This window comes from Mycobacterium sp. ITM-2016-00316 (genome assembly GCF_002968335.2).
Lineage (GTDB): Bacteria > Actinomycetota > Actinomycetes > Mycobacteriales > Mycobacteriaceae > Mycobacterium.
The window spans coordinates 325,827-352,749 of the sequence record NZ_CP134398.1; the positions used below are offsets into that span (position 1 = coordinate 325,827).

Below are 26,923 nucleotides of genomic sequence, written 5' to 3' on the forward strand. Positions count from 1 at the left end.
CTCGCGACATCAACCGGACGTCCATCTTTGTTCTGTGCGGACAAGTAGGGTTCCGAATGTGGACCAACACACTGCCGGCGGCCCGGTCGCGCAATCCGCAGCGGCGGTGGTCGGTCGACTTGCCGACAAGCTCGATGAGGTCACCGCCCGGACGCAGGCCGTCCTGATGGATGAGGTCTCCGACCTACGTGGTGACGCGCAGTTGGTGCAGTTGATGCGGGACAACGTCGCCGCGAACATCGACACGGTGTTCTCGGCGATCCGCCACGGCATTCCGGTCGAGCATGTCGAGGCGCCGACGGCCGCTCTGGAGTATGCGAGGCGGCTGGCGCAGCGGGACATAGCGGCCAACACCTTGGTGCGCGCTTACCGGATCGGCCACCAGGAGGTGCTCAAGATCCTGCTCGAGGAGATCCGGACCTCCGAGCTCGATGCGCAGCACCGGCTGGACGTCTTCGATGAGATCCTCACGGTGACATTCCGCTATATCGATTGGATCAGTCAGCAGGTCCTCACCGTCCATCAGGACGAACACGGCCGGTGGCAGCAGAGCCGAAACCATCTGCGGGTAGCAGAGATTCGTGCCGTCTTGGCCGGCGATGACGATATCGACATCGACGCGGTCTCCACGGCTCTGCGCTACCCGCTGCGGTGGAACCACCTGGCGCTGGTGCTGTGGTGTGAGGAATCCGTTGACCAAGACGAACTGACCACCCTGGAACGCTATGCGCATGATTACGCCACGGCAGTGGGCGCCCGCGACCGCGCGCTGTTCGTCTCGGCGGACCGGCTGACCGGGTGGGCCTGGATACCGCTGGAGAACGACCATTTCGTGCCACCACCGGACACGGCGGGCACGTTGGTCAATATCGCTGCGGGCCAACTCCTTCCGGGCGTGGACGGGTTTCGCCGCTCCCACCGTCAGGCGCAGCTGGTGCGCGCGGTGATGACCGCGGCGGATGTTGCCCCCGGCCGGGTGGTCGGTGCCGGCGAGCCGGGACTCCTGCTGGCCGGTCTGGCCGGGGGGAATCTGGACGAGGCGCGGGTCTGGGTACGCGAGGTCCTGGGACCGCTGGCCACAGTCGACGACAGGGATGAGCGGCTCCGTGACACCCTGCGGGTGTTCTTACGGGCAGGATCGAGTTTCACGGCCGCCGCCGGGGAACTACACCTGCACTTCAATTCGGTGAAGTATCGGGTGGCGCGGGCGATCGAGCGCCGGGGCCGACCCATCGCCGATGACGTGCTCGACGTGGAAGTTGCTCTGCTGCTGTGTCATTGGTATGGCAACGCGGTGCTGACCTGCCACCTCAACACTAGCGGCGGCGTGGCCCGATAGTTTTGTACGCATGTCGGATTCGGCGTGGATGCACCCCGGCTTCGGTACCACGCTGCGGTCAGGTGATCGACCGCCCGGGCGCCTGCTGGGTGCGGATGAGTTCGATGAGCAGGCGGCGCAGTGCCGGTTCGTGGTCCCCGATCGCGGCGATCAGGGCAGGGTCGTTTCGCTCGCGTTCGAGCAGCGCCTCATACACTCGACGACCGGCCGGTGTACTCGTCACCGATTTGCGTCGCTCATCGCGGGGGTCGGTCTGGCGGCGGACATAGCCCAGGCGTTCGAGTCGTTCGATGGTGCGGCTGGCGGTCTGATCGGTCACCCGGCAGGCCCTGGCGATCTCGCGTTGGGTCGCCGGCCCGGACGCCACCACGTGCAGGACGACCAGGCCCGCGCTGGACAGGTCGTACTCGCGCAGCACGTGTTCCCAGGACTGCTCGACGAGCCGGGCCGCCATCGAGAGCAGCCGCCCCGTCGGCCATCCATCGATGCCGTCCATCAGCGATGTATGCCTCTCGTCGGTCGAGCCATTTGCATTTTACTCAGCAGGCTGAACAATATAGGAGAGCCCCGACTCCAAGGATGGATGCAGATGACCACCGAGACATCGACCACAGGCCGCTCCCAACACATTCCCGCACTTGTCGTTTCGCTAGTCGTCGTCGCCGTGGTCGCGGCGCTGGGCGGGTTCGCGTCGGCCGATGCCGCATCCGAGTACGGACAGCTGGCACAACCCAGTTGGGCCCCACCGTCCTTCCTGTTCGGCCCGGTGTGGACGGTCCTGTATGTGCTGATGGCGGTGGCGGCCTGGTTGATCTGGCGGGCGTACCCGCGGTGGAGCAATCCCGCGATCATCGTCTACGGCGTGCAACTCGCCCTCAACGTGGCCTGGTCACCGTTGTTCTTCGGGCTCGGCTGGCGCGGCCTCGCACTGGTCGACATCGTGGCACTCGACGTCGCGGTCGCCGCCACGATCGCACTGTTCTGGAAGGTCAACCGCCTCGCGGCCGCGATGCTGATTCCCTACCTCGGGTGGGTGCTCTTCGCGACGGCACTGAACTACGCGGTGTGGTCGCTGAACACCTGAGACGCGCCGAGGCGCCGGGTCGCCAGGAACAGGACGGCGCCCACGGCGAGCAGGACGGCAGCGAACAGCCAGACCTTCGCGGACTGCTGGGTCAACAGCAGCAGGCACGATGCCACACCCAGCACCGGCACCGCCGTCCACACCCGGAAATGCGGATGATCCACGGTGTCCCGCCGCAGCACCAGGACCGCGACGTTGGTCGAGATGAACACGAACAACAGCAGCAGCACCACCGTCTCCGCCAAGGTCGACAGATCGCCGACCAACGTGAGCAGCATCGCCACGACGGTCGTTCCCACGATCGCGACCCACGGCGTGCGGCGTTGCGGCAGAACGTAACCCAATTGTGGGGGCAGTAGACCGTGCTCTGCCATGCCGAATGCCAACCGACTCGACATGATCATGGTGAGCAGGGCGCCGTTGGCCACCGCCACCAATGCGATGGCGCTGAACGCCCATGCGGGAACCCCGAGGCCGGACGCCGAGACGACGTCGAGCAGGGGACCGCTGGACCGGGACAATTCTTCAGGTGACAACACTGCGGCGCTCGCGAGGCCCACCAGGACGTAGATGACTCCCGCGGTGATCAGCGAGGCGAACAGCGCCCTCGGGTAGACCTTGCTCGGATCACGGATCTCCTCAACGACATTGGCCGAGGTTTCGAATCCGACAAACGAGTAGTAGGCGATGATCGCGCCGCCCAGGATCGCCAGGGCCGGCGTCGTGTCCGCCGGGAACTCCACGACTCGCCCGAGGTCACCGCGGCCCCGGCCGACCATCACCGCACCCGCGACGATCACGATCAGCAGGCCGGTCAATTCGATGACGGTCAGGACCACGTTGCTTTTCAGCGATTCGCTGATCCCGCGGGCGTTGAGCGCCGCGACCAGCCCGAGAAACACTACGGCCGCCGGTATCGCCGGCACATCGATGAACGTGGCGAGGTAGTCCCCGGCGAAGGCGAGTGACAGTCCCGCCGCGCTGGTCACGCCCGCGGCGAGCATGCAGAAGCCGACCAGGAACGATACCAGTGGACGACGGAAGGCACGCTCCGCGAAGACCGCTGCACCACCGGCTTTCGGGTACTTGGTGACCAGCTCGGCATACGAACCCGCGGTCAGCAGCGCCAACAGGAGCGCTGCCAGCAGCGGCACCCACAATGCGCCGCCGACCTCGCCGGCCAGTACCCCCATCAAGGCATAGATCCCCGCCCCGAGGACGTCGCCGAGGATGAACAGGAACAACAGCGGACCGGTGATCTTGCGGGCGAGCTTGCCCTCGGCCGGTGCGCCTTGCGGCGCATGCGCCATGGCCTCCGATGTCATCCCTGCCTCCGTGCGAACCGATGTTGTGATGATGCGGTGTACCCCGCGGAGACCGATCGCACGCAGACCGCGGGGTGGGAAAATATTCAATTTCGCGACCCACGGAGTCGCGCCTACCCTGGGTAGCCGCGCTAACTATGTGCGGCCATCCAGGGAGTGTGCATGAGTACCCGAACAGCAACGCAGCCGAAAGCACCGCCCAGCGCGAGCGTCATCATCGCGCTGCTGGTGTTCTCGGCGTTCGTCATGATCCTCAACGAGACGATCATGAGCGTTGCGCTGCCCGTGCTGATCGTCGATCTGGAGATCGCCGCCCGCACCGCGCAATGGCTGACCAGTGGCTTCCTGCTCACCATGGCCGTGGTGATCCCGATGTCGGGATCACTGTTGCAGCGCTTCCCGGTTCGGGTCATCTTCGTGGCGTCGATGTCGCTGTTCTGTGCGGGCACCCTGGTCTGCGCACTGGCGCCCGGCTTCGCCGTCCTGCTGGCCGGACGCATCGTGCAGGCGTGCGGCACCGCGGTGATGGTGCCGCTGCTGATGACGACGGTCATGAAGTTGATCCCCGCCGAACGTCGCGGGCAGACCATGGGCACCATCTCGATCGTCATCGCCGTCGCACCCGCGGTGGGGCCCACCCTGTCCGGTTTCATCCTCGGCTCACTGAACTGGCGCTGGATGTTCTGGATCGTGCTGCCCATCGCCCTGCTCGGACTCGCCGCCGGGTGGATGTGGCTGCGCGTCGCCGATGAGCGGGAACAACCCACCCGCATCGATCCTGTCTCGGTGCCGCTTTCGGCGATCGCATTCGCGGGCTTGGTGTTCGGACTCTCGGAACTGGGCGCGCCCGGGCACGGCGGACAGGCCGTACCGGCGTGGGTGCCGCTGGGCGCCGGTGCGGTCGCGATGGTGCTGTTCGGCGCACGGCAGCTGCGGTTGCAACGCGATGATCGCGCGTTCCTGGATCTGCGGCCGTTCACCTACCGGCGGTTCTCGGTCTCGGTGGGACTGGTGGTCATCGGATTCACCGGGCTGTTCGGCGCGATCATCATGGTGCCGCTCTACGTACAGGACGTACTCGGGAAGAGCGCCTTGGTGGCCGGGCTGACGAGCCTGCCGGGCGGACTGCTGATGGGCATGGCGGGTCCGCTGGTCGGGCGAGTGTACGACCGGCACGGGGCGCGACGGCTGGTCGTTCCCGGTTCGGTCCTGCTGTTCCTGTCGCTGTGTGGCTTCGCGCTGCTGTCGACGGCCACGCCGGTCTGGGAACTCGTTGTCCTGCAGACGATCATGATGGTGGGACTGTCGATGATGTTCACCCCGCTGATGACCGATGCGCTCAGCGCCCTGCCCGACCGGCTGTACTCCCACGGCAGCGCCATCATGACGACCCTGCAACAGGTCGCGGGCGCAGCCGGCACCGCACTGTTCGTCACGGTCATGGCCAAGGCGTCCGCCTCGGGTGGCGCACCGGATATGCCCGGCGTGCATGCGGCCTTCGTGGCCGCTGCGATGATCGGCGCAGTCGCCGTGGTCCTGGCGTTCTTCACCGCGACGCGCCCGCTTCCGGCCGGCGGCACGCCGACCCGCTAGCGTCCGTCACGCGAGCCGGCGGTCGTCGTCCTGTTCGGGCTCGGCGGCATCGGCGGGACGTGCCGCGATGTGGTCCCAGTGCAGCCGCACCTCGGTGCCGGTGGCCGTTGCGTCGACCGCGGCGCTGTCGGTGAGCGCTCGCATCAGTATCAGCCCGCGGCCCCGCGCGGGGTTCGGCGCCGTCGAGGGCTCCTTCGCGCGCCAGCGGCCCTCGTCGGTGATCCACACCGTCAGCGTGGCCAGCTGCGGATCGTATTCGGCGCGGGCATGCATCAGTCCCGGCTCCGGGGCGTCGAGGTAGGCGTGTTCGGCCGCGTTCGCCAGCGCCTCGTTGACGGCGAGAACGATGTCGCTGGTCTTCTCCGCGTCCACGCTCAGGGACTGGGCCAGCCAGGCGGCGAAGTCCTCGCGGATCTGCACGGCATGCACCATCGTGGCAACGACTCCGGGGCGGGAGAATCCCGCGCGCTGCTGTGCTCGATCACCCATGACACCCGGACTTTACCCAGTTTGGGCGACGTTCATTCGTGACGCGGATAACAACTCTGCACAGCATGGCAAACATATTGGGTACCAGCGGTATCACCGGTCGCGCTGACGCATGATGGACACATGGCAACTGATTCGCTGAGCGAGGACGTCATCAGATTTCTGTCGACGGGCACCCGGACCGGCAAGCTCGGGTACGTCGCGGCCGACGGCCGCCCCCTGATCGCTCCCGTCTGGTTCCTGGTGGAGGACGGCCGGCTGGTCTTCAACACGGGCGCGAACACCGCCAAAGGCCGGGCTCTGCAACGTGATCCTCGGGTGGTGCTCGTCGTCGACGATGAGCACCCGCCGTTCTCCTTCGTCCAGGTGCAGGGCACGGCCGAGCTCAGCGAGAACGACCCGGATCTGCGCGGCACCGCCACCCGGATCGCGGCGCGCTACATGGGAGCGGAGCGCGCCGACGAGTACGGCGCACGCAATGGCGTCCCCGGGGAACTGGTCGTGCGCATCACGCCACGTAAGGTCATCTCCGCCTTCGACGTCGCCGACTGACCGGCGATCGGCAACTCTCTGTAGCGTTGGTCGTGCGGAAGTTTCCGTGCAGGGCATAACGGCAATACACCGACGGCGGGCTGCGGCTACGCGAGACCTGGGAGGAGTCAGATGTCGACACACGCGGCCGAGCCGTCGCAACCTGCCGCCACGTCATCAGATCCCAAACCCGAAGAGCAGGCCAACGAGCCCGCGGAGATCACCTTCGACGAGCACCTGCATCCGGCACGCCCGAAAGTACTGCGATTCCGCCCCAGGGTGCGCACCCCGTTCGTGCGGCGCTCGCTGGCCCAGGACGGTCCCCCGACCGGTGAAAACCACGCCTATGTCTCGTGGTTGCTGTCACAGTCGATGCTTGCCGACGCCAACGAGATCAGCCAGCAGTTCTCCGGACAGGGTTCGATGTGGCAGAACCCCTTCGCCCGGCCCAACCCGCGGACCGCGGTGGAGACCGCGTCGGTGTGGTTCACCGCCTACCCGCTGTCGCTGATCACCCGCTCCGACGAGTCGTTCCTCAAGGCGATGTCCGATGAATCATTGTGGAAGGCCTTCGCGGAGATCGGTATCCAGGCGGTGCACACCGGTCCGGTGAAACGGGCCGGCGGTATCTCGGGCTGGCAGCTCACCCCGAGTGTGGACGGCCACTTCGACCGCATCAGCACACAGATCGACCCGGCCTTCGGATCCGAGGACGAATTCCGGCAGATGTGCGGAACCGCCAACTGGTACGGCGGCACGATCATCGATGACATCGTGCCGGGCCACACCGGCAAAGGGGCGGACTTCCGGCTCGCCGAGATGAAGTACGCCGACTACCCGGGCATCTACCACATGGTGGATATCGATCCGCGCGACTGGGAGCATCTGCCGAATGTTCCCGAGGGCGCGGATTCGGTGAATTGCGATGCCGCGACCGAGGATTGGCTCGACAAGGCCGGCTACATCATCGGCCGCCTGCAGCGCGTCATCTTCTACGCCGAGGGCATCAAGGAGACCAACTGGAGCGTGACCCGCCCGATCGTCGGCGTGGACGGTGTCGAGCGGCGCTGGGTGTACCTGCACTACTTCAAGGATGGCCAGCCGTCCATCAACTGGCTTGATCCCAGCTTCGCGGGGATGCGGCTGGTGATCGGTGACGCGCTGCATTCGCTATCCGACCTGGGTACCGGTGGTCTGCGCCTGGACGCCAATGGATTCCTCGGCGCCGAGAAGTCCTCGGAGGACGACGTCGGCTGGTCAGAGGGTCACCCGCTGTCGCAGGCCGCGAACCAGTTCATCGGCAGCATGGTGCGCAAGCTCGGTGGGTTCACCTTCCAGGAGCTCAATCTCACCATCGACGACATCCGTGAGAACAGCATCGCCGGCCCCGACCTGTCCTATGACTTCATCAACAGGCCCGCCTACCACCACGCGCTGGCCACCGCCGACACCGAGTTCCTCCGGCTGACCCTGCGCACCACGCTGGAGACGGAGATCGATCCGGCCTCGCTGGTGCACGCCATGCAGAACCATGACGAACTGACCTACGAACTCGTGCACTGGTCGGCCGGGCATCGCGACGACATCTACACCTACAAGGGCCACGAAGTCACCGGCGAGGAACTCGGACACAGCGTGCGCACCGACCTGATCGAGGCGCTCACCGGTCCCGACGCCCCGTACAACCTGGTGTTCACCACCAACGGCATCGCCTGCACGACGGCGACCGTGATCGCGGCGACACTGGGGATATCCGACCTCGACCAGATCACCGATATCGATCCCATCCGGCGTGCGCATCTGCTGCTCGCGATGTTCAACGCCCTGCAACCGGGCGTGTTCGCTCTCTCGGGATGGGACCTGTGCGGCATGCTGACGCTCCCGCCCGGTGATGTGAGCGAACTGCTCCGTGGCGGGGACACCCGGTGGATCCATCGCGCCGCGCATGACCTGATGGGTGTGAACCCCGATGCCCGACACTCCAGTGCCGGGATGCCGCGCGGCACAAGTCTTTACGGATCCATCCCGGACCAGCTGGTCAACGAGGCCAGCTTCCTGCGGCAGCTGCAGGCGATTCTCGCCGTGCGGACGCATTTCGGTATCGCCACCAGCACCCAGGTGGACATCCCGGAGGTGTCGCACCGCGGCATGCTGGTCATGGTCCATCAGCTGGCAGATCCGCACCAGCTGCAACTGACGGTGCTCAATTTCGCCAACGCCGATATCGCCGGGACGGTGCGTTCGGAGTTCCTGCCACCGGATGCCGTCGTCTCGGACATGTTCAGCGGTAAAGAGATCGCCCACGTCGATGACCTGCACAGCTTCACCGTGGAGATGCCGGCGCACCACGGGATGTCGCTGTTGGTGGAGCGGCCGGTCGCCGAAGATCCCGCCGACCGACCGGACGATCAGGGCAGGGCGTAGTCCATCGGGGGGCCGTTGAGGTCGGCGGCATCGCGGTGCACGACGGTGGTGGCGAGGTTGTCCCCGCCGCGGATCACCCCGATGATGGACACCTCGTCATGGAGTGTGAAACGTTCGGCAGTGCCGCCCAGTTGGCTACCGGCTGCGGTGATGCCGTGCGTCTGATCGTCGATGCGATACGTTCGCGCCACCCCGTCGGGCCCCTGTGCGGTCAACGAATCGGGTGAGATGGCGACCACCCGGCCTTCTTGGGTGACGGGTGTCGTGGCGGCCACGGGGGCGGGAGCGGGCCGTGACGCCGCGACACCGGAGTCCATCAGGTGCATGAGGAGCGCGGTGATGACGGCGGCGAATGCGACTGCGAAGGAAATCGACAGGCTGAGCACGGTGGTGTGCGGTGTGCTGCGTGCGTGCCTTCCGGGTCCAGTGCCCATGTCCTGCCCTCTCGTCCGTTGCCGTGCGGTTACCCGGCGACTCGGGCGGAGTAAACGCACCGCAGACGACGAGGTCGCCCTTCGGCCGAGCACGCGCGCGGAGCTAGGCGTTGTACGCCACCGCGGCGATATGCGTGGCGACCGCACGGGCGACGACCGCGGTGGCGGGGTCGTCGTCCGCTTCGTACCGGTCGGCGGCGGCGTCATAGCGAGCCCCGGCGATCGATCCGTGGTCGGCCGCGACCTCGACGATGTCGGCCGGCCACTCCAGCGCGCGCAGGCCGGCGGCGAACTCGACGGCGGCTGATGCGGGCACCACATCATCGCGCTCGCCGACCAGCAGGCTGAACGGCGTCCGCACGCCGGCGTCAGGGACGGCGCGCAGGACCGGACCGCCAGAGATCGGATCGTCCACCATGAACGCCCCGCCCAGGCAAACCGTATGCGCGACAGCGACATCGAACTCTTGCGCACGCAGCGTCAACCCGGCCGCGGCGACACCGCCCAGCGACCAGCCGACGAGCACGAGATCGGCGCCGGCGCTGTGTGTGTGCGCGAATCGCGCCGAGTCCAGCAGGTCCGCACGCCCACCGTCGGTGGCGTGCGAATCCCAGTCCGGGGCGATCACCCCGACTCCGTGCTCGGCGACGGCTTCGGCGAGCACGCGGACCGCGGCCCGGGAGTCGGTCTGCGTACCGTGCCACAGCAGGACGGTGGGCCGCGACGGCTCACCGTAGAGGTCGGCCCACCGGCCGGGGGCGTACTCGACCGGCATCACGATGAGTGCGGCGTGGGACTCTGCGCCGACTCCCACTTCGACTCCAGAGAACGCTTCACCGGCTCACCGGCGGCGATGGTGAGCTGGAACGTCTCGCCGTCGTCGCCTTCGAAGGTGACCAGGTAACCGGATTCGGTCTCTTCCTTGTGGACCACTTTGTAGGCCAGCTCGCCGGTGCCACGATCGAGGGCGACGATGTCGCCGGGGGCCACGGCGTCGATGCGACCGTCAACAGAAGATTCAGACATGCCTGGGTCGGTAGCCACATCGGCGCCGCTGCAAACACGTCCCTGATGAAGAGCGGGTCCCAATCTTGAGGTTTCAGGCGTACGGTCATAGGTGCCGAGGGTGGAATGGTTGCTTCAGTACCCGGAGTTCAGGTGACGTGTCGGATGCAACCGTGAGGTTCAAAAACCAGCCTCGGCCTATGCGTCGCCGCCCCGCGGCACCCCGAATGCGAGCACCGCGGCGTCATCCTCGACGCCGTCGCCCAGCGCATCGAGCAGATGCCGAATAGTGTCGACGAACTCGGAGGCGCCGGCCGGTGCCTGCTCGCGGGCGAATCGCAGCAGCGCGCCATCGTCGTCGTAGCGTGCGGTGCCCGGGCCGACCCGCGCCTCGGTCAATCCGTCGGTGTAGAGCACCAGGGTGTCACCCGGCCCGAGATGCATTCGGCTGCTGAAGAAGTGCGGATCTTCGATCATGCCGACGGCCTGGCCGCCGATGGTGTCGGCGAAGTAGGCGCTACCGTCCCCGCCGAGCAGCAGCGGGGGCGGGTGACCCGCGCTGGCGAGATCGACGTCGAAACCGTCACCCCGCGCCGTGAGGTTTCCGTAGACCACGGTGCACAGCCGGTGGCGTTCGATGCCCAACTGCTGGTGCAGCACCGCGTTGAGGTTGCATAGCACCTGTACGGGAGCGTCGTCGAACACCGCGGCCGAGCGCAGGACATGGCGGGTCAGCGTGGTGACGACGGCGGCGTCGACGCCCTTGCCCGCGACATCGCCGAGGAAGAAGCCCCACGTGTTCGCGGCCAGCGGGAACAGATCGTAGAAATCACCGCCCACATCGTCGGGTGAGGCGGTGTGGTAGTGGTCGGCGGCATCCAGTCCCGGTGGCGGCGACAACAACGGCGGGTGCAGTGAGCGGCGCAACGTGGCGGCGAACGCGCGCGCCCGCTCCTGCTCGGACTCGGCACGACGGCGCTGCTCCAGGAGTTCGCGTTCGTAGGCCCGCCGATCCCCGGCATCCACCGCGGTGACGCGCCACAATTCGGGAGATCCTGGGGTCGCCGCTTTGACGTTGGCGGTCAGGAACATCGGGAGCCGCGCGCCGTCGGCGGTCAGCATGTCCACGGTGACACCTTCGAGCGTGCCCGTCATCCGAAGCAGCGGAACGAAGTGGGTCTCGTAGTGGATTTTTCCGCCGGTGGTCAGCAGATCTGAAAAGGACTTCTCGTGCAGCGCGCGGTCCGGGTAACGCAGCCAGTCGATGATGGTGGAGTTGGCGCTGACGATGCGACCGTCGGCGGTCAGGATCAGATGCCCGGACGGCGAGTTGTTCCAGAAGTCCTCGAAATCGAGGCTGGTCACGCGGTGCCCGCGAACGCGGCGATGGCGACCGCGGTGGCGTCCGGGTCACTCACGTGCGGGCAGTGGCCCATCGCGTCGAGGGTGACCAAGGTGCTGCCGGGTATCTGCTGCTGGACGAAGGTGCCGACGGTGCGTGGGGCGATGGCATCCTGTGTGCACTCCAGGACAAGCGTGGGCACCGGAACGCGCGGAAGATCAGATCGATTGTCCGACAAGAACGTCGCGCGGGCGAACACCCGCGCACACGCCGGGTCGGTCCGGCAGAACGTCGCCTCCAGTTCGGCGTGCAGGTCGGGGCGGTCGGGATTGCCCATGATCACCGGCGCCATCGCCCGCGACCAGCCGAGGTAGTTCGCGTCGATGGATTCCAGGAGTTCGTCGATATCGCTCTCGGAGAAGCCGCCGTGATAGTCGCCGTCGTCGATATAGCGCGGTGACGGCGTCACCATGACGATTTTGGCGAATCGGCTCGGGTCGGCGATGACCGCCAGGGCGCCGATCATCGCCGCCACCGAATGGCCGACGTACACCACGTCGTGCAGGTCGAGCTCGCGCACGATGTCCAGCACATCGGCGGCGTACCCGTGCAGCGTGGAGTATTTGTCCGCGTCCCACGCCGCGGGGTCGGCGCCGCCTGCTCCCACGTGGTCCATCAGCACGATCCGGAAATCGGACCGGAGGCGTTCGACGATGGGCCGCCACAGGTTCTGGTCGCAGCCGAACCCGTGGGCCAGCAGCAGCAGGGGTGCGCCCTCGACGCCCACTGTCTTGATGTTGTTCCTGGCCACCACACCCATGGTGAGCAGCATAGGACCAGCCGGTTACTCCGCCTGTTGGAACACCGTGACCGAGCGCGCGGCGACCTTGCGTGAGGCACCCGCGGGGGTGGCCGCGTCACCGGTGCCGGCCGGCGCCGCGGTGTCGATGACGGTGTGCCAGGCCGACCCGAACTCCTCGGGGGGCAGGGTGAATTCGAGGGCCTCGTGATGGCCGTTGAAGCACACCAGGAATGAGTCGTCGGTCACCCGCTGCCCGCGCGGATCCAGATCGGGGATGCCGTTGCCGTTGAGGTAGACCGCGATCGACTTGCCGAACCCGGTGTCCCAATCCTCGTCGCTCATTTCCGAGCCGTCGGGCCGGAACCAGGAGATGTCGGGCACGCCGGCGGATCCGCGCTGGCGTACCGGCCTGCCGTTGAAGAACCGGCGCCTGCGGAAGACCGGATGTTCGGCGCGCAGCGCCGAGACCCGGGCGGCGAAGTCCATCAGCTCCTGGTCGGCGTTCTCCCAGTCGACCCAGGTGATTTCGTTGTCCTGGCAGTATCCGTTGTTGTTGCCGCCCTGAGTGCGGCCGAGTTCGTCACCGTGGCAGATCATCGGCACGCCCTGGGACAGCAGCAGCGTGGTCAGGAAATTGCGCTCCTGCTGGGCGCGCAGCGCGGTGATCTCCGGATCGTCGGTGGGCCCTTCGACCCCGCAGTTCCACGACCTGTTGTGGCTCTCGCCGTCGTTGTTGCCCTCACCGTTGGCGTCATTGTGCTTCTCGTTGTAGGACACCAGATCTCGCAACGTGAAGCCATCGTGGGCGATGACGAAGTTGATCGAGGCGACGGGCCGGCGTGCGCTCTGTTCGTAGAGGTCCGCCGAACCGGTGAGTCGGGATGCGAACTCGCCGAGGCTCCCTGCCTCACCGCGCCAGAAATCGCGCACCGTGTCTCGGTATTTGCCGTTCCACTCGGTCCACTGTGGCGGGAAGTTGCCCACCTGATAACCGCCGGGGCCGACGTCCCACGGCTCGGCGATGAGCTTCACCTGACTGACAGTCGGATCCTGTTGCACCAGTTCGAAGAACGTCGACAGCTTGTCGACATCGTAGAACTCGCGGGCCAGCGTCGATGCCAGGTCGAAACGGAAACCGTCGACGTGCATGTCGGTCACCCAGTACCGCAACGAATCCATGATGAGTTGCAGCGAATGCGGGTGTCCGACGTTGAGGCTGTTACCGGTGCCCGTGTAGTCCATGTAGTAGCGATTGTCGTCGTCGACGAGGCGGTAGTAGGCGGCGTTGTCGATCCCGCGCATCGACACCGTGGGGCCGAGATGGTTGCCCTCGGCGGTGTGGTTGTAGACCACATCCAGGATCACCTCGATACCGGCCTCGTGCAGGGTGCGCACCATCGCCTTGAACTCCTGCACCTGGCCGCCGGGGGTGCCGCTGCTGGAGTACTTCGCATCGGGGGCGAAGAACCCGATGGTGTTGTAACCCCAGTAATTGGACAGGCCCTTGTCGATCAGGGTCGAGTCATTGGCGAAGTGGTGTACCGGCATCAGTTCGATGGCGGTGACTCCGAGCGCCTTGAGGTGATCGATGATCGCCGGATGACCGATCGCGGCGTAGGTGCCGCGCATCGCGTCGGGGATGTCCGGGTGCGTCTCGGTGAGGCCCTTGACATGTGCCTCGTAGATGAAGCTGTCGGCGTATTCGCGCTGCGGTGGGCGGTCGATACCCCAGTCGAAGAACGGGCTGATCACCACCGACTTCGGCATGCTGGGCGCGGAATCGTCATCGTTGCGGCTGTCGGGGTCCCCGAAGTTGTAGCCGAACAGCGACTGGTCCCACTGGAAGATCCCGTCGATGGCCTTGGCGTAGGGGTCGAGCAGCAGTTTGTGCGGATTGCACCGATGACCGGCCGCAGGGTCGTGCGGTCCGTGCACCCGGTAGCCGTACCGCTGGCCCGGTTCCACCGACGGCAGGAAGCCGTGCCAGACGAATCCGTCCACCTCGGGCAACGAATATCTGGTCTCGGTACCGTCCTCGTCGAACAGGCAGAGTTCCACCCGTTCGGCGACCTCACTGAAGAGGGCGAAGTTGGTACCGGAACCGTCATAGACCGCGCCGAGAGGGTAGGCCTTACCCGGCCACACTTCCTGCTCGGCCACCTGGCTGGTCGACGGTTTGGGAGATACCGGCATGGACGTCCTCACTGCTCAACGGCGTACTTCAGACTGCGCGGCTCAGCGCTGAGCGGCGAAAATACGGGGTACCCCACTTGTCCCGATCGTATTCTGCGAGGCCGGTCACGTCCGTGCGGGCTGCTCGTTCCGCGGTCCCTGGATGGCCCCGATGGGGGTTCACGGCGGTCGTTGGGCACAATCGGTGCATGGCAGAACCGCTGATCATCGCCCTTCCGGACCGAACGCCGCGGTTGGCCGTCACCTCATGGGTGGCGCCGAACGCGGCCGTGATCGGCAACGTGCTGCTCGGTGCGAACGTCAGCGTCTGGTACTCGGCGACGTTGCGGGCGGAGTTCGAGCCGATCGAGGTGGGTTCGGGCTCCAACGTTCAGGACAGTGTCACCATCCACACGGATCCGGGCTTCCCCGTCAAGATCGGGGCGCGGGTCACGATTGGTCACAACGCGGTGCTGCACGGGTGCACGGTCGAGGACGACTGCCTGATCGGCATCGCGGCCGTCGTCGGCAACGGCGCCGTGATCGGCGCCGAGTCGCTCATCGCCCCGGGCGCGGTGGTGCCGCAGCGGATGGTCATCCCGCCGCGATCGATGGTGGCCGGTGTGCCGGCCAAGGTGCGCCGCGAACTGACCGCGGAGGAGATCGAGGCCAACGTGGTGAATGCCGCGGCCTACGAGCACCTACTGGGCGTTCATCGTGACGCGAACTCGCCCTGACCGGCGCTAGGGGTGTGAGAACGCCGCGCGAGCACCGAGGGTCGCACGGGTCTCGGCGCCTGGAGCCACGGCCTCCAGTCGCACCGCCACCCCGTTGAGCACCGACATGCCCGCAAGTGCCTCGAGGTCCTCGGCGCGGCTTGAGGTCAGCTCGTTCACATTGACGCCGGGATTGGCGTTGGCCAGCCGCCAGCCGCCGCCGCGGTGACCCCAACCCTGTGGGATCGCGATGGTGCCGGGGCCGACCTCGTCGGTGATCGTCATCTCCAGTTCGATCGCGCCGGTCGCGGAGACCACCCGCGCGATGTCACCGTCGGCGATACCGGCCGCCTCGGCGTCGGCGGCGTTGATCCGGGCGCGCTGCCGGCGGTTGCCCTTCATCAGCGTGGGGCTGTTGTGCATCCAGCTGTTCTGTGACCTCAACTCACGAATGCCGATGGCGGACAACGGGAAAGCCGTACTTGTGCTGGGTGCGGTGCCGAGCCGGGCGACCTCGGCGACGATCTCGGCCGGGTCCAGGCACACCTTGCCGTCCCGGTGGACAACCACATCGCGCAGCACCCCGTGCGGCGCATGTTCGGCCAGCACGATGCCGTGCGGATTGTCCCTGAGTTTCTGCGGATTCAGCCCGCCCCGGCGCAGCCCGAACCGGTCCCCGTACGGCCCGATGCGCAGCAGCGCGTTCATCATCTTCTGCGGTGTGAGGCGCAGGCCCCGGCGTTCCAGCCAGCGCAGCACCGGGTTGAGCCGGGCGATCGGACCGGTGGCCAGTAGCGACACGTCCATCCGGGCGGCCAACTCCTCGAACACTTCCCATTCGGGCCGGGCCTGACCATAGGGTTCCAGCACCGGTTCGGCGGCCTGCAGGAACACCGTCGGGCAGCAGCCGGCGAACGCCATCGGCATATCGTCGCGTTCCAGGAAGGTGGTGGCCGGCAGAATGTAGTCGGCGTGCCGATTGGTCTCGTTGACGTAGAGGTCCAGCGACACCAGCAGGTCCAGCTGCTGCAGCGCCGCGTCCAGTGCGGCGCTGTTGGGGACCGACAGCACCGGATTGCCGGCGAAGACGAACAGTGCACGCAGCTGGCCCGCGCCGGGCGTGGTGATCTCGTCGGCGATCAGCGCGGCCGGGAAGGAACCGAACACATCGGGGAAGTCACCGATCCGGGACCGCTTGCTGTTGTAGCCGAACGCGCCCGATCGTTCGCCCATGTCCTCGATCGGAATCACCTGGTGTGACATCAGCGCCCCGCCGGGCCGGTCCATGTTCCCGGTCACCAGGTTGAGCGCGTCGATCAGGAAGCTGACCAGGGTCCCGTGATGGCCAAGGCAGGCGCCGGTGCGTCCATAGGCGACGGCCGTTCGGGCGGTAGCGAAGTCGTGGGCCAGCGCGCGTACGGTCGCTGCGGGGACCCCGGTGCGGATGGCGGTGTCCTCCGGCGCGAAATCGGCACACAGCGCGCGCAGCGTGTCGATTCCGGTGGAGTGCGCGGCGATGGCGGCCCAGTCCTCCAGCTCATCGGCGAACACGACGTGCAGCAGCGAGAGCATCAGCCAGGAATCCGAATCCGGGCGCACCGCCACATGTTCGTAGGCGGCCGCGGTTTCGGTGCGCCGCGGATCGACCACGATGATGCGGCCGCCGCGTTTGACGATCGCCGACAGGTCGTCCTTGACCCGGGGCACCCGCAGCGCGCTGCCATGCGACACCAGTGGATTGGCGCCGAGCATGAACAGGAAATCAGTGCGCGGCAGATCGGGGAACGGGATCTGGGTGGCGGCCCCGTAGAGCAGCTTGCTCGCCACGTAGCGGCTGTTGATGTCCTGGGATCCGGCCGAGTACAGATGCCCGGCGCCGATCCGTTTCATGAACAGGCCCGACCACAGGCTCGCGGCGTACCCGAACGCCGACGGGTTGCCCAGGTACTCGCCGACCGAGTCGCCGCCGTGGGTGTCGAGCACCGCCTGCAGCCTGCGCGCGATGTCGCCGAGCGCGTCATCCCAGCCGACCTCGGTGAAGCTGCCATCGGCTTCCCGGCGCAACGGGTTGAGCACCCGGTCGGGGTCGTTCTGCACATCGGTGAACGCGATACCCTTCGGGCACGCCCGGCCCTGGGACAGCGGATGGTCCTTGTCGGGGCGCAGCGACTGGAGGCGGCCGTCCTCGACGGTGGCGATCAGCCCGCACAGCGGCTCACAGATCCGGCAGTAGGTCACCTTCTGCTCGACACTCACGGGGCCTCCTCGATCACTGTGGTGCCGGTCACCGTAAGTCGGATGACAGCCCGTGGGCAAGGATTTGCATAATGCAAAACGCGCAGGTGTCAGCGGGCGTTGAGGCGTGCGGTGATGGCGTCCGCCGCGGCGCTGACGCGCGCCCCGAGCCCCCGCAGCTCTCGGCCGGTTCTGGGCTCTGCCATGGTCAGCACCGACAGCGCGGCGACCGGATTGCCCCCGGGGTCGAAACAGGCAGCGCTGACCGACAGCGGCACGTAGACCGCGGCGTCGTCGATGTCCCCGAGCATCAGCTCCGGCGTCATGACCGGCCGCTGCCCACCGATCATGCGTTCGGCCCGGCGGGAGCCGTGCACCTCACCGATCGCGAAATCCGTCAGCTCCCGCATCTCGGCCTGCGACGCCGGTGACAACTCGACCGAGAATCGGCGTTCCCGGATCATCCGCAGGATCTGCCAGGTGCGCCCCGGGTCGTCGGGTCCTGGCTCGACGCGGCGCAGCCAGGTGTCGACGGTGTATTGGCCGGCCCACGCCGCCAGTACCGCGCCGAGCGGCGGGCCGAACTCGATGTGATCGCCGGCCTGCAGCGGGAGATGCTCGGTGTCGTTGCCGTCCGGATAGGTCAGGTCGGCGATCACCAGGTCGTCCGACGACGGGATGAACAGGCAGGCGGGCACGCCGGTTTCCGTACTCACGCGTTGCATCTCGGGGCGGGCGTAGGTGGCGATCTGCAGGGACGACTGCGCCGAGGCGCCGACGGCGATGAGACGCGGCCCGAGCCGGTAGGTCTTACGCACGCGGTCCTTGACCAGCCAGCCCACCCGGGTGAGCTCGGTGAGCATCGGATGGCAGGTGGCGGCATCGAGGTTGACCAGCCGGGCCAACTCGGTGAGCTGGTACTCGCGGTGCGGGTCGGCCGCCAGGTACTCGACGATCTCGACGAGGCGTTCGGTTTGCGGAGATCTGCGGGCCATTTGGCCCGATCCTATTCACGCGCGATGTTCTGATCCGGTCCAGCCACGCTCACCAACGGCGTGATCGGGGGCGGGGCGCGGTTGCCGAGGCCGCGCGGTTCTGCAGGCTGTCACCGTCGCTGAGCACGCGCACCGTAGGTGCAGAAGTGTCACCACCGAGCCCTCAAAGTGTCACCGATGTCCTGATGCAGAACTGTCACCGATGTCTTGAGACATGACACTTGCACCATGCAATTGTGCGGCGTGGGATCGAACATAAGTTCGAATGCGACGTTGCTCCCATCTCCACTCGGTGAGCACAGACCGCGACTTCGGTCGCCGCGAGGTTCGATGGCTCCCGTGGAGCTGTGCGAACCGTTGTGACTGATCGTGTCCCGTTGGGCACCTTCTGTGAAAGTCGGTATCCCTATGGACGCCACCCATCTCGATTCCATCATTGATGCGCTGATCGATGACCTCACCCCGGCGCCCGCGCGGGAGGAAGATCGCATTCTGTTTCATCTGCTCGACAGTCCCCGCCGGGTGATCGATGAACAACCCCTACTCGCGGTGCTGGTGGCCGCAGTGACCTTGCGCAATCTGTTCGATCATGTGATCGCCCAGGCAGCCGCGGCTGCGGAGCGTGCCGGGATCCCCGCACGTAAACACCTGAGCTCGGGCGCCGATCTGCTCACCAGTCTGGGTGTGGCGCCCGGCGTGGCGTACCGGGCGGCGCGGGTGGGGCGGGCGGCGCACACGATGCCGGCGTTGACCCACCAGCAGCGCCTGGGCGGGGTGGGTATCGAGTTCGCCGACGCGGTCGGCAAGGGCGTCGCCCACATCAATGCGCGAGTCGCCTTGTCTGATGAGGACCGGGCCGGGGTCGTGACGAAGCTGATGATCGAGACCACCCCGGCAGCAGTGGAGAAGAGGGCCCGCGGAATCGCCATCGCCACAGCCAAGTCCCGGCCGGTCGACGACGGGGCGGTGCCGATCGCGGAGAACACCGACCTCAACGACATGACCCTGGTGCAGACCGAGGACGGGCGGGTCAGTGCCGGCCTGGACCTCGACATACTCACCGGGGAAGAACTGCTCGCCGCCTTGGACCCGTTGTGCCGGCCGGTACCGCTGCCGGATGGATCACCGGATCCCCGCCCGATCGGGCGGCGCCGCGCGGACGCGTTCGGACAGATCGTCCGGGACTACCTTTCGGGCCAACGGCGACCCACATCAGGGGGTGTCCTTCCGCATGTCACCCTCATCCGCTCCGCCGCATCAGTGGGGTCCGCAGCGGGGGCCGAGGGGTCTGTGGATTCACTGGGGTTCACCGGCCCGGTCAGCGCCAGCACCGCGGACCTGATTGCCTGCGACAGCACCCTGACCACGGTGCTCGTCGACCACTCGGGCATACCCCTGGACCTCGGGCGCGCCGAGCGACTGTTCACCCCGGCGCTGCGCAAAGCCCTGGGCATCCGCGACCGGGGCTGCGCATTCCCCGGCTGCGGGCGGCCGGTGTCGTGGTGCGACGCCCACCACATCACTCCCTGGAACAGCGGCGGGCACACCAGCATCGACAACGGGGTGCTGCTGTGTCGACTGCACCACACCGCGATCCACCACGGCGGCTGGCAGGTCTACCTCGGAGCTGACCGCCACCCCTGGTTCATCCCACCGTATGACCCGGCCGTCCCCGAACCGGCGCACCTGCGCTCACACGCCCGACGCACCATGACCGACCTCTCGGCAGCCGCATAACCCCAACTCTGGGCACCTTGAAAACTACACAGAGAAATCGCCGCCGCGGGAAGCCGCTGGATATTTCGGTACGCACTGCCGCGGACCGAAATATCCAGCGGGCGAAGCGGAATCACTCTTCCCTCGGTTCCTTCCGCGACGCGCGGAGTGAACCGGCATGCGCCTTGGCAGACGGATCCTTGCGGGTCTTGGCCAGGCTGGCGACGGTCACGATCACCAGGATGCCGATGATCACGACGAGGCTCAGATAGGTGTTGATCTCGGGGATGCGCGCGTCGATGTCGACATGCCCCCAGTGCAGGATGAGTTTCGCACCGATGAAGGCAAGGATGATCGACAGCCCGGTCGACAGGTACACCAGCCGGTCCAGCAGACCCTTCACGAGGAAGAACAGCGCCCGCAACCCGAGGAGCGCGAAAGCGTTTGCGGTGAAGACGATGTAGGGCTCGCTGGTGACACCGAAGACCGCGGGAATCGAATCGAGCGCGAACAGCAGATCCACACTGCCGATCGCGATGAGGACCGCCAGCAGCGGGGTCGCCATCCGCCGGCCCTCCCGACGGGTGAGCAGCTTGCCGCCGTCGTAGTCGTCACTGATGGGCAGGATCTTGCGGGTCGCCCGGATCATGATGTTGTTCTCGACGTCGGGATCCTCGTTGCGATGCCGGAAGAGCTGGACCGCGGTGTAGATCAGCAGCAGACCGAAGATCAGGAACATGAAGGAGAACAGCGACAGCAGCGTCGCGCCGAGTGCGATGAAGATCGCCCGCATGATGAGCGCGAGGATGATGCCGAAGGTCAGCACCTTGTGCTGGTGTTCCTCGGGCACCGCGAAGGTCGTCATGATGATGACGAACACGAAAAGGTTATCGACCGACAGACTCTTCTCGACGATGTACCCCGCGAAGTACTGCGTGCCGAAGTCCCCGCCGTGGGCCATCGTGAACCACACCCCGAAGCCGACCGCCACCAGGATGTAGAACACCGACCAGGCGGTGGCCTCGCGGAAGCCGACACGGTGCGGCCGGACTGCCGCCAGGATGAGGTCGACGGCCAGCAGTGCGATGATCACGCCGATCGTCACACCCCACGTCACGCCGCTGATCTCGAGCATGCAACATCACCTTTCGGGTCAGAGGATCACGGCGGGAAGCGCGCTGCTCGCTGCCCTGCGCCCAACTTTAACGACGCGAAAAGTTCGCTCTGCTAAGCAACTATCTGCCCCGGTCAGGAGGCCGCCATCCACACCCCGAGCGCCACCATCACCACCGCAATGATCCCGTCCAGGACGCGCCACGTGGACGGATTCGCGAACAGCCCGGCGAGCTTGCGCGCGCCGAGGCCCAGTCCGGTGAACCACAGGGCGCTCGCCGCGACCGCACCGGCGCCGAACAGCCAACGCTGCTCCTGATGTTCGTTGGCCAGGGACCCGAGCAGGATGACGGTGTCGAGGTAGACATGCGGGTTCAGCCAGGTGAGCGCGGCAGCGGTGAGCAGTACCTCGGCCAAGCGCGCCGGGGTCGCTTCGGAGGGGGTCAGCGCGCTCGGGCGAAGTGCACGGCGAGCGGCCAGCAGTCCGTAGCCGATCAGGAAGGCGGCGCCGCCGATCTTGGCGATCGTCACCGCGGTCGGGTGCGCGGTGATCAAAGCGCCCACGCCGGCGATCCCGGCGGCGATCAGGATCAGGTCCGACACCGTGCACAGCGCGATCACCGGCACCACATGCTCGCCGCGGATGCCCTGGCGCAGCACGAAGGCATTTTGTGCGCCGATCGCAGCGATCAACGCCATGGTGGTCAGGAATCCGATGAAGACAGGTGAAGCCATGCGATGACGGTAGGTCGCGACTAGGGCCAAGTACAGCTAATGATTCTTATACTAAATTAGTAACTCTAATGTGCGGAGGGGTCGGTCTCCGGTAGCTCTGGCAGTTGGTGGAGGTTCTCAATGCAGCCTGGTCTACACCCCGCCAGGGCGGTTCGGCGCCATCTCCGCCTGCGTCGTCTGCGTAGCCACGCGCACAACGTATTACGCGCGTGAGCAGGTAGCTTGGTCGCTTGTGGCGGGGAATTTGCCTGTACTGCGCCGGGCCGGGAAGGCCGAACTGCGAGCAGCGAAAGCGACACAGAAGGCGACGAGGGCAAGAGCGATCATGATGGTGGGCAATCCGAGACCATCGTTGCGGGTGATCAACACTGCTCCGGCCACGCCACCGCCGAAGATGGCGGTGTTGAATGCCACTCCGACAAGCGAATTGGCGACGTCGGCGTTCTCGCCGCTCGACTCGGCCATCGCTGTCTGAAGCTGCGTGGCCGCACCTCCGAACGCCACGCCCCAGAGCACTATGGCGGTCAGTACGGCGACCAACGAATGGTGCGCCACGGCGAAGATGACACCGGCGACGATGAACGACACGATGCTCGTCAGAACCAGCATCCGGAGTGCGCGGTCGATCAACAGGCCAGTTGTCCACACGCCGACGATGGCGGCAAGACCAAAAGTGACCAGGGCTACCTGAGTCGAGAGACCGACATCGGCAAACCTCAGGTAGGAGGCGATGTAGGTGTAGAAGGTGTTGTGCGCCAGCATCCACGCGAAGATCACCACCAGGATCAGCGCCACGCCAGGCAGGGTGAACACCTTCATCACGGGCACCTGCGATGTGGCGCGCTGACCAGCAGCGTCTGGTACGCACACCACCGTGAGGATGACCGCGGCGAGCGCGATGGCCGCGAGCACCACGAACGAGTATCGCCATCCGAGAGTCGAACCGATCCACGACCCCAGCGGCGTGCCGAAGGCCAGGCCTGCCGGGACGCCGATCGACGCGATGGCCAAAGCGCGTCCGGCGTGCTCGGGCGGGCTGATTCGCCGCGCGTAACCCGCAAGGATTCCCCACAGCAGGCCCGAGCATGCGCCGGCGAACAATCTCACACCGAGCGACAGCATGATGTCCGGAGATATCGCGGTCACCACATTGGCGGCCAAGATGCCGAGCATGCCAAAGACAGCAAGGGGTTTGCGCCCCAGTCCGCGAGTCGCGGCGGTGGCCGGAATCGCTGCTATCACGGTGCCCAATGCGTACGCGCTGACCAGCTGCCCCGCGGTGGCTTCAGCGATGTTCATCCCCGCAGCGATCTGCGGAAGAAGGCCGGCCGGCATGGTTTCCGACGCGATGAGAACGAACCCCATCAGCGCCATGATCAGCAGAGCAGTCGAGGGCAAGCGGCCGTTGTCCTGTTCGGGCGCAATCGCATCTGTGGCAGTTGAGTTGTTCATCAGACTCCGGGGTCGGGCCGCGCTGTACCGTCTCGGTTGTTCGGCGCGCGGCGATGGCTGTCGGTCCTATTCAAACCGTGGCCGATGTCGGATGGGAGTGCTCGGTTGTACATGTACTGATAGGGAGCCCCTTTGACGAAGGGGACGAGACGAGCGCCCACCGGGTGACGCGACGGATCAATCATGCGGGTGCATCCCGCCGGTCCATCGCCGTCGATTGGCAATCACCAGAACGGTGACGCCGATGACGTTGTTAGGAAGTATCTTTCGCAACCATAGGTCCTTGGTGTTCGGGTTGCGGGGTCGACCGGCACCCGCCTGAGGGGTGTACTGACAGTGCATCCCAAAGCCGGATCCCGGCGGGTATGAAATAGCTGTGCAACATTCCTACGCAACGGGATGTGGCTACGTGGTGCTACGACCGGTGTGCAAGCGAGACGACAGGAATTCTCATGGCTGAGGGCGAATCCAACGGTCCGCGGACCGAACCGCGAACGCGAATCAACCGCCGAACCTTCGTCGGTGGCACAGTCACCGCAGGACGGGTTGTCGTCGCTCTTCCCTTGCTGCGGCTCTACTGGACGAGGTCGACGGTCGCGTCGAAGTCGCCGGACAGGGCGGCGACGGCCTGCATGTCCCCGTCGATGCGGCCGACGCGCATGATGCCGGTCCAGTAGCCGACCTTGCCGTAATACAGCACCAGGTTGCCGTCAGGCGCCCAATAGCCCAGATCGCCGACCTGCGGGTCGTCGCCTTCCGGCATTCCGTCCACCGACAGTTTTCGGGGGAGCGGTGCGCCCTTCTCCACACCGTGCAGGTCGGCGAAGGTCAGAGTCATCGGCAGCTGCGACGCGAAGTCTCAGCGGTCGCGTTGTCGAAGAGGCGTCCGGTAAGCGTGGTGTCACCGATCAGGACGCGAAACTGCGGAGCAGTGTCGGTTGGGGTACTTATCGGCGCAGCCGATCTTTCTGCCGGGCCGGTATCAGTGGCTGTGGCGGAGGGGGTCTCGCCGCGTTCCGTTTGCCCACCGCACGATGCCAACAGCATTGCGCTACATGCGACGTGAACGATCCCGGCGGTGCGCAGGACGGTCGGCCAACGGCCTTGGCTCCAAGCCGGGAATCTCATGTCAACCTCCTGGTATCTTCTGCGACGGCCGCGCCGGGCACCTGCTCCGCGGTCCATGACGCAAGTAGGTCCAGTGCGTGCTCGGTCGGCGAGGCAGGTTCGGCGACGTAAAGTGTCAGCGTCAACCCAGGATCGGAGATCATGTCGACGCTCTCGTAGAACAGTTCCAGGTCGCCGACTACGTCGTGGTGAAACGACTTGGCTCCTGCTCCGTGAGTGCGGACGTCGTGTGCACCCCAACGGCGCCGGAAATCCTCGCTGCGGGTGGATAATTCGCCGACCAGGTCCTGAAGCTGGCCGTCGTGCGGGTCACGGCCGGCCTCGGTGCGCAGGATGGCCACGCAGATGTCGGCGGCCTCGTCCCAGTGCGGGTAGAAACGGCGCGAATCCTCATGCAGGAAGGTGAAACGCGCGAAGTTCGGAGGGCTGGTGGGGTCGCTGTCGTACAAGGACGAATGCATACCGCGGCCGAGATGATTGACGGCCAGCAGGTCCATCCGGCCATTGCGGACAATGGCTGGGGCTGTGAACTTGTCGAGCGCCCATTGCAAACTGGGCCTCGGGGCCCATCGCTTGGCCGGTCGCCGTCGTGGGCGCATGCCCGCGCTGGTCCCATCGGCGGCGTGCGCCAGGTGAAACAGATGGGCCCGTTCGGCATCGTCGAGTTGTAGCGCCCGCGCGATGGCATCGAGGATGGACGCCGAAACACCGGCGAGGCTGCCGCGTTCGAGCTTGCTGTAGTACTCGATGCTGACGCCGGCAAGTGAGGCCACCTCCCCACGGCGCAATCCCGGCACCCTGCGGTTGCCGAACTCGGGTAAACCCGCCTGCTGCGGCGTGATCTTCGCCCGGCGCGACATCAGCAACTCGCGGACCTCGGCTCGGTTGTTCATATCGACCACGGTACGAGGGAGTTTGCCGACATGGGATGCACTGTCGGTACACCCTTCCTCAGAGACTCCCAGGCCATCCAGCGGCCGTGTTCTCTGAACTTCATGGCGACGGCTATGGCAGCCGGTCCTTCCGTACGAAACCACTCAGGAGAACTTGAATGAACACGGCACTGGAGAAATCAAACCGACCGGCAAGCAGTCGCCGTCGCGCGCTCATGCAGATGGCCGGCAGCGCGGTCGCGCTGGGCGTACTGGCCACCACGGCATGTGCACCTGCGGAACGCGGCACCGCAACCTCGTCGCCGTCGCCGACTCAGCCAGCGACCAGCCTTGCCACCGGGGACACATCCAACGGTGCGGACAACTTCTACACCAGCGATCAGGTCACCGTGCAGAAAGTGACATTCAAGAACCAGTACCAGATGGGCGTCACCGGGAACCTGTTCGTGCCCAACGACATGGATCGCAACGCGAAGAATCCGGCGATGGTCGTCGGGCATCCCATGGGGGCGGTCAAGGAGCAGAGTGCCAACCTCTACGCCACCAAGCTCGCCGAGCGGGGCTTCGTCACCCTGTCTCTAGATCTGTCTTACTGGGGTGAGAGCGAGGGGCAACCACGCAACCTGGTTGCCCCCGATGTTTACACCGAGGACTTCAGCGCCGCGGTCGATTACCTACGCACTCAATCCTTCGTCGACTCCGAACGTATCGGCGCGCTCGGAGTGTGCGGCAGCGGGAGTTTTGTCATCAGTGCCGCCAAGATCGACCCTCGGATCAAGGCCGTGGCCACGGTCAGCATGTATGACATGGGTGGCGTGAACCGCAATGGACTGCGCGGTGCGATGACTCCCGAGATGCGGCAGCAGGCGCTTGCCCTGGCCGCGCAACAACGGGACGTTGAATTCGCCGGTGGGAAAACCGAATACATCGGCGGTACGCCGTTCGAGCTGACCGACCAGTCGACGCCGATCGATCGGGAGTTCTACGACTTCTACCGCACCGCCCGGGGCAACAGCCCTGCCACCAGCACTCAGCCGACGCTGAGCAGCAACGTCCGATTCATGAACTTCTACCCGTTCGAGGACATCGAGACGATCTCCCCGCGGCCGATGCTGTTCATCACCGGCGATCAGGCCCACTCCCGCGAGTTCAGCGACCAGGCATACCAACTCGCCGTCGAACCCAAGCAACTGGTGACGATCCCGGGCGCGGGCCACGTCGACCTCTACGACCGCGTCGACCTCATCCCGTTCGACACGTTGGCCACCTTCTTCCAGAACAGTTTGAACCCGCAGGGGTGACCGCCGTGTCGGAACCGACCGCCTATGTGGAACGCAAGGCACAATCGCTCGAGGCAATCTCGCCGGGGCTCGGTGTGCACCATGTCGTAGTCGGCCGGG

Annotated in this window: 24 protein-coding genes; 8 read left to right on the plus strand and 16 right to left on the minus strand. The window is 66.1% G+C overall.

The genetic code is table 11. The features are described 5' to 3' along the window. Positions 1 to 58 precede the first annotated feature (58 nt). A complete protein-coding gene (locus C6A86_RS01445; protein ID WP_233213207.1) occupies positions 59 to 1,339 on the plus strand; it encodes a CdaR family transcriptional regulator in 1,281 nt (426 codons plus the stop codon). A gap of 58 nt (positions 1,340 to 1,397) precedes the next feature. Here the strand turns inward: C6A86_RS01445 and C6A86_RS01450 are convergent, their stop codons facing one another. Continuing rightward, positions 1,398 to 1,835, minus strand: coding sequence for a MarR family winged helix-turn-helix transcriptional regulator (locus tag C6A86_RS01450; protein ID WP_105365674.1), 438 nt, complete (start codon positions 1,833 to 1,835; stop codon positions 1,398 to 1,400). Between the two features lie 93 nt (positions 1,836 to 1,928). Here C6A86_RS01450 and C6A86_RS01455 point away from each other — a divergent pair, with 93 nt between their 5' ends. After that, on the plus strand, positions 1,929 to 2,423 hold the full coding sequence (locus C6A86_RS01455) for a TspO/MBR family protein (protein ID WP_233213208.1): 495 nt from the start codon (positions 1,929 to 1,931) through the stop codon (positions 2,421 to 2,423). Here C6A86_RS01455 and C6A86_RS01460 read toward each other — a convergent pair. Further along, positions 2,396 to 3,748 carry an APC family permease gene (locus C6A86_RS01460; RefSeq protein WP_105365676.1) on the minus strand — a complete coding sequence of 451 codons (1,353 nt, stop codon included), beginning with the start codon at positions 3,746 to 3,748 and terminating at the stop codon, positions 2,396 to 2,398. The genes C6A86_RS01455 and C6A86_RS01460 overlap by 28 nt on opposite strands. A 162-nt stretch (positions 3,749 to 3,910) precedes the next feature. Here C6A86_RS01460 and C6A86_RS01465 point away from each other — a divergent pair, with 162 nt between their 5' ends. Then, a complete protein-coding gene (locus C6A86_RS01465) occupies positions 3,911 to 5,341 on the plus strand; it encodes a DHA2 family efflux MFS transporter permease subunit (RefSeq protein ID WP_105365677.1) in 1,431 nt (476 codons plus the stop codon). 6 nt (positions 5,342 to 5,347) lie between these two features. On the opposite strand, the gene C6A86_RS01470 is transcribed toward C6A86_RS01465, so the two are convergent. Continuing rightward, on the minus strand, positions 5,348 to 5,830 hold the full coding sequence (locus C6A86_RS01470; RefSeq protein WP_105365678.1) for an ATP-binding protein: 483 nt from the start codon (positions 5,828 to 5,830) through the stop codon (positions 5,348 to 5,350). Between the two features lie 123 nt (positions 5,831 to 5,953). On the opposite strand from C6A86_RS01470, the gene C6A86_RS01475 reads away from it, so the two are divergent. Both C6A86_RS01475 and treS read left to right on the plus strand, forming a co-directional pair. Beyond that, a complete protein-coding gene (locus tag C6A86_RS01475) occupies positions 5,954 to 6,382 on the plus strand; it encodes a PPOX class F420-dependent oxidoreductase (RefSeq protein WP_105365679.1) in 429 nt (142 codons plus the stop codon). 111 nt (positions 6,383 to 6,493) lie between these two features. Further along, the gene (gene treS, locus C6A86_RS01480) at positions 6,494 to 8,785 is read left to right on the plus strand and encodes a maltose alpha-D-glucosyltransferase (RefSeq protein ID WP_105365680.1); all 2,292 of its coding nucleotides are present in this window, start codon (positions 6,494 to 6,496) and stop codon (positions 8,783 to 8,785) included. Here treS and C6A86_RS01485 read toward each other — a convergent pair. The 6 genes from C6A86_RS01485 to glgX all read right to left on the minus strand — a co-directional run bounded on the left by C6A86_RS01485 (position 8,770) and on the right by glgX (position 14,561). Next, positions 8,770 to 9,219, minus strand: coding sequence for a hypothetical protein (locus C6A86_RS01485; RefSeq protein ID WP_105365681.1), 450 nt, complete (start codon positions 9,217 to 9,219; stop codon positions 8,770 to 8,772). The genes treS and C6A86_RS01485 overlap by 16 nt on opposite strands. Before the next feature lie 103 nt (positions 9,220 to 9,322). Then, a complete protein-coding gene (locus C6A86_RS01490; RefSeq protein WP_105365682.1) occupies positions 9,323 to 9,997 on the minus strand; it encodes an alpha/beta hydrolase in 675 nt (224 codons plus the stop codon). Beyond that, positions 9,994 to 10,245: a hypothetical protein gene (locus tag C6A86_RS01495; protein ID WP_105365683.1), complete on the minus strand. Its 252-nt coding sequence runs from the start codon at positions 10,243 to 10,245 to the stop codon at positions 9,994 to 9,996. Before C6A86_RS01495 ends, C6A86_RS01490 begins: the two co-directional genes overlap by 4 nt. A 177-nt stretch (positions 10,246 to 10,422) precedes the next feature. After that, positions 10,423 to 11,589: a PP2C family protein-serine/threonine phosphatase gene (locus C6A86_RS01500; RefSeq protein ID WP_105365684.1), complete on the minus strand. Its 1,167-nt coding sequence runs from the start codon at positions 11,587 to 11,589 to the stop codon at positions 10,423 to 10,425. Beyond that, positions 11,586 to 12,386 carry an alpha/beta fold hydrolase gene (locus tag C6A86_RS01505; protein ID WP_105365693.1) on the minus strand — a complete coding sequence of 267 codons (801 nt, stop codon included), beginning with the start codon at positions 12,384 to 12,386 and terminating at the stop codon, positions 11,586 to 11,588. The genes C6A86_RS01500 and C6A86_RS01505 overlap by 4 nt, the downstream gene beginning before the upstream one ends. A gap of 24 nt (positions 12,387 to 12,410) precedes the next feature. After that, entirely contained in the window at positions 12,411 to 14,561 is a 2,151-nt protein-coding gene (gene glgX, locus C6A86_RS01510) for a glycogen debranching protein GlgX (protein ID WP_105365685.1), read from the minus strand. Between the two features lie 188 nt (positions 14,562 to 14,749). Here glgX and C6A86_RS01515 point away from each other — a divergent pair, with 188 nt between their 5' ends. Next, positions 14,750 to 15,277, plus strand: coding sequence for a gamma carbonic anhydrase family protein (locus tag C6A86_RS01515; RefSeq protein ID WP_105365686.1), 528 nt, complete (start codon positions 14,750 to 14,752; stop codon positions 15,275 to 15,277). 6 nt (positions 15,278 to 15,283) lie between these two features. On the opposite strand, the gene C6A86_RS01520 is transcribed toward C6A86_RS01515, so the two are convergent. Both C6A86_RS01520 and C6A86_RS01525 read right to left on the minus strand, forming a co-directional pair. Then, positions 15,284 to 17,512 carry a molybdopterin-dependent oxidoreductase gene (locus tag C6A86_RS01520; RefSeq protein ID WP_105365687.1) on the minus strand — a complete coding sequence of 743 codons (2,229 nt, stop codon included), beginning with the start codon at positions 17,510 to 17,512 and terminating at the stop codon, positions 15,284 to 15,286. Between the two features lie 89 nt (positions 17,513 to 17,601). Further along, positions 17,602 to 18,486 (minus strand): IclR family transcriptional regulator, encoded by an 885-nt coding sequence (locus tag C6A86_RS01525; protein WP_105365688.1) that lies wholly within the window; start codon positions 18,484 to 18,486, stop codon positions 17,602 to 17,604. Positions 18,487 to 18,894: 408 nt separating this feature from the next. On the opposite strand from C6A86_RS01525, the gene C6A86_RS01530 reads away from it, so the two are divergent. Next, on the plus strand, positions 18,895 to 20,223 hold the full coding sequence (locus C6A86_RS01530; RefSeq protein ID WP_105365689.1) for an HNH endonuclease signature motif containing protein: 1,329 nt from the start codon (positions 18,895 to 18,897) through the stop codon (positions 20,221 to 20,223). A 112-nt stretch (positions 20,224 to 20,335) separates the two neighbouring features. Here C6A86_RS01530 and C6A86_RS01535 read toward each other — a convergent pair whose 3' ends face one another. From C6A86_RS01535 to C6A86_RS01555, 5 genes are all read right to left on the minus strand, one after another. Then, positions 20,336 to 21,337, minus strand: coding sequence for a TerC family protein (locus C6A86_RS01535; RefSeq protein WP_105365690.1), 1,002 nt, complete (start codon positions 21,335 to 21,337; stop codon positions 20,336 to 20,338). A gap of 113 nt (positions 21,338 to 21,450) precedes the next feature. Further along, complete coding sequence (lysE, locus tag C6A86_RS01540; protein ID WP_105365691.1) at positions 21,451 to 22,050, minus strand: L-lysine exporter; 600 nt, start codon at positions 22,048 to 22,050, stop codon at positions 21,451 to 21,453. 201 nt (positions 22,051 to 22,251) lie between these two features. Further along, positions 22,252 to 23,502: an MFS transporter gene (locus C6A86_RS01545; protein ID WP_199196385.1), complete on the minus strand. Its 1,251-nt coding sequence runs from the start codon at positions 23,500 to 23,502 to the stop codon at positions 22,252 to 22,254. Positions 23,503 to 24,076: 574 nt separating this feature from the next. Then, positions 24,077 to 24,340 carry a cyclophilin-like fold protein gene (locus tag C6A86_RS01550; protein WP_396834562.1) on the minus strand — a complete coding sequence of 88 codons (264 nt, stop codon included), beginning with the start codon at positions 24,338 to 24,340 and terminating at the stop codon, positions 24,077 to 24,079. A 286-nt stretch (positions 24,341 to 24,626) separates the two neighbouring features. After that, positions 24,627 to 25,523, minus strand: a complete 897-nt coding sequence (locus tag C6A86_RS01555) for a helix-turn-helix transcriptional regulator (RefSeq protein ID WP_311100997.1) — start codon at positions 25,521 to 25,523, stop codon at positions 24,627 to 24,629. A 158-nt stretch (positions 25,524 to 25,681) separates the two neighbouring features. Here C6A86_RS01555 and C6A86_RS01560 point away from each other — a divergent pair, with 158 nt between their 5' ends. Then, a complete protein-coding gene (locus tag C6A86_RS01560) occupies positions 25,682 to 26,824 on the plus strand; it encodes an alpha/beta hydrolase (RefSeq protein ID WP_233213001.1) in 1,143 nt (380 codons plus the stop codon). Positions 26,825 to 26,923: the final 99 nt, after the last annotated feature.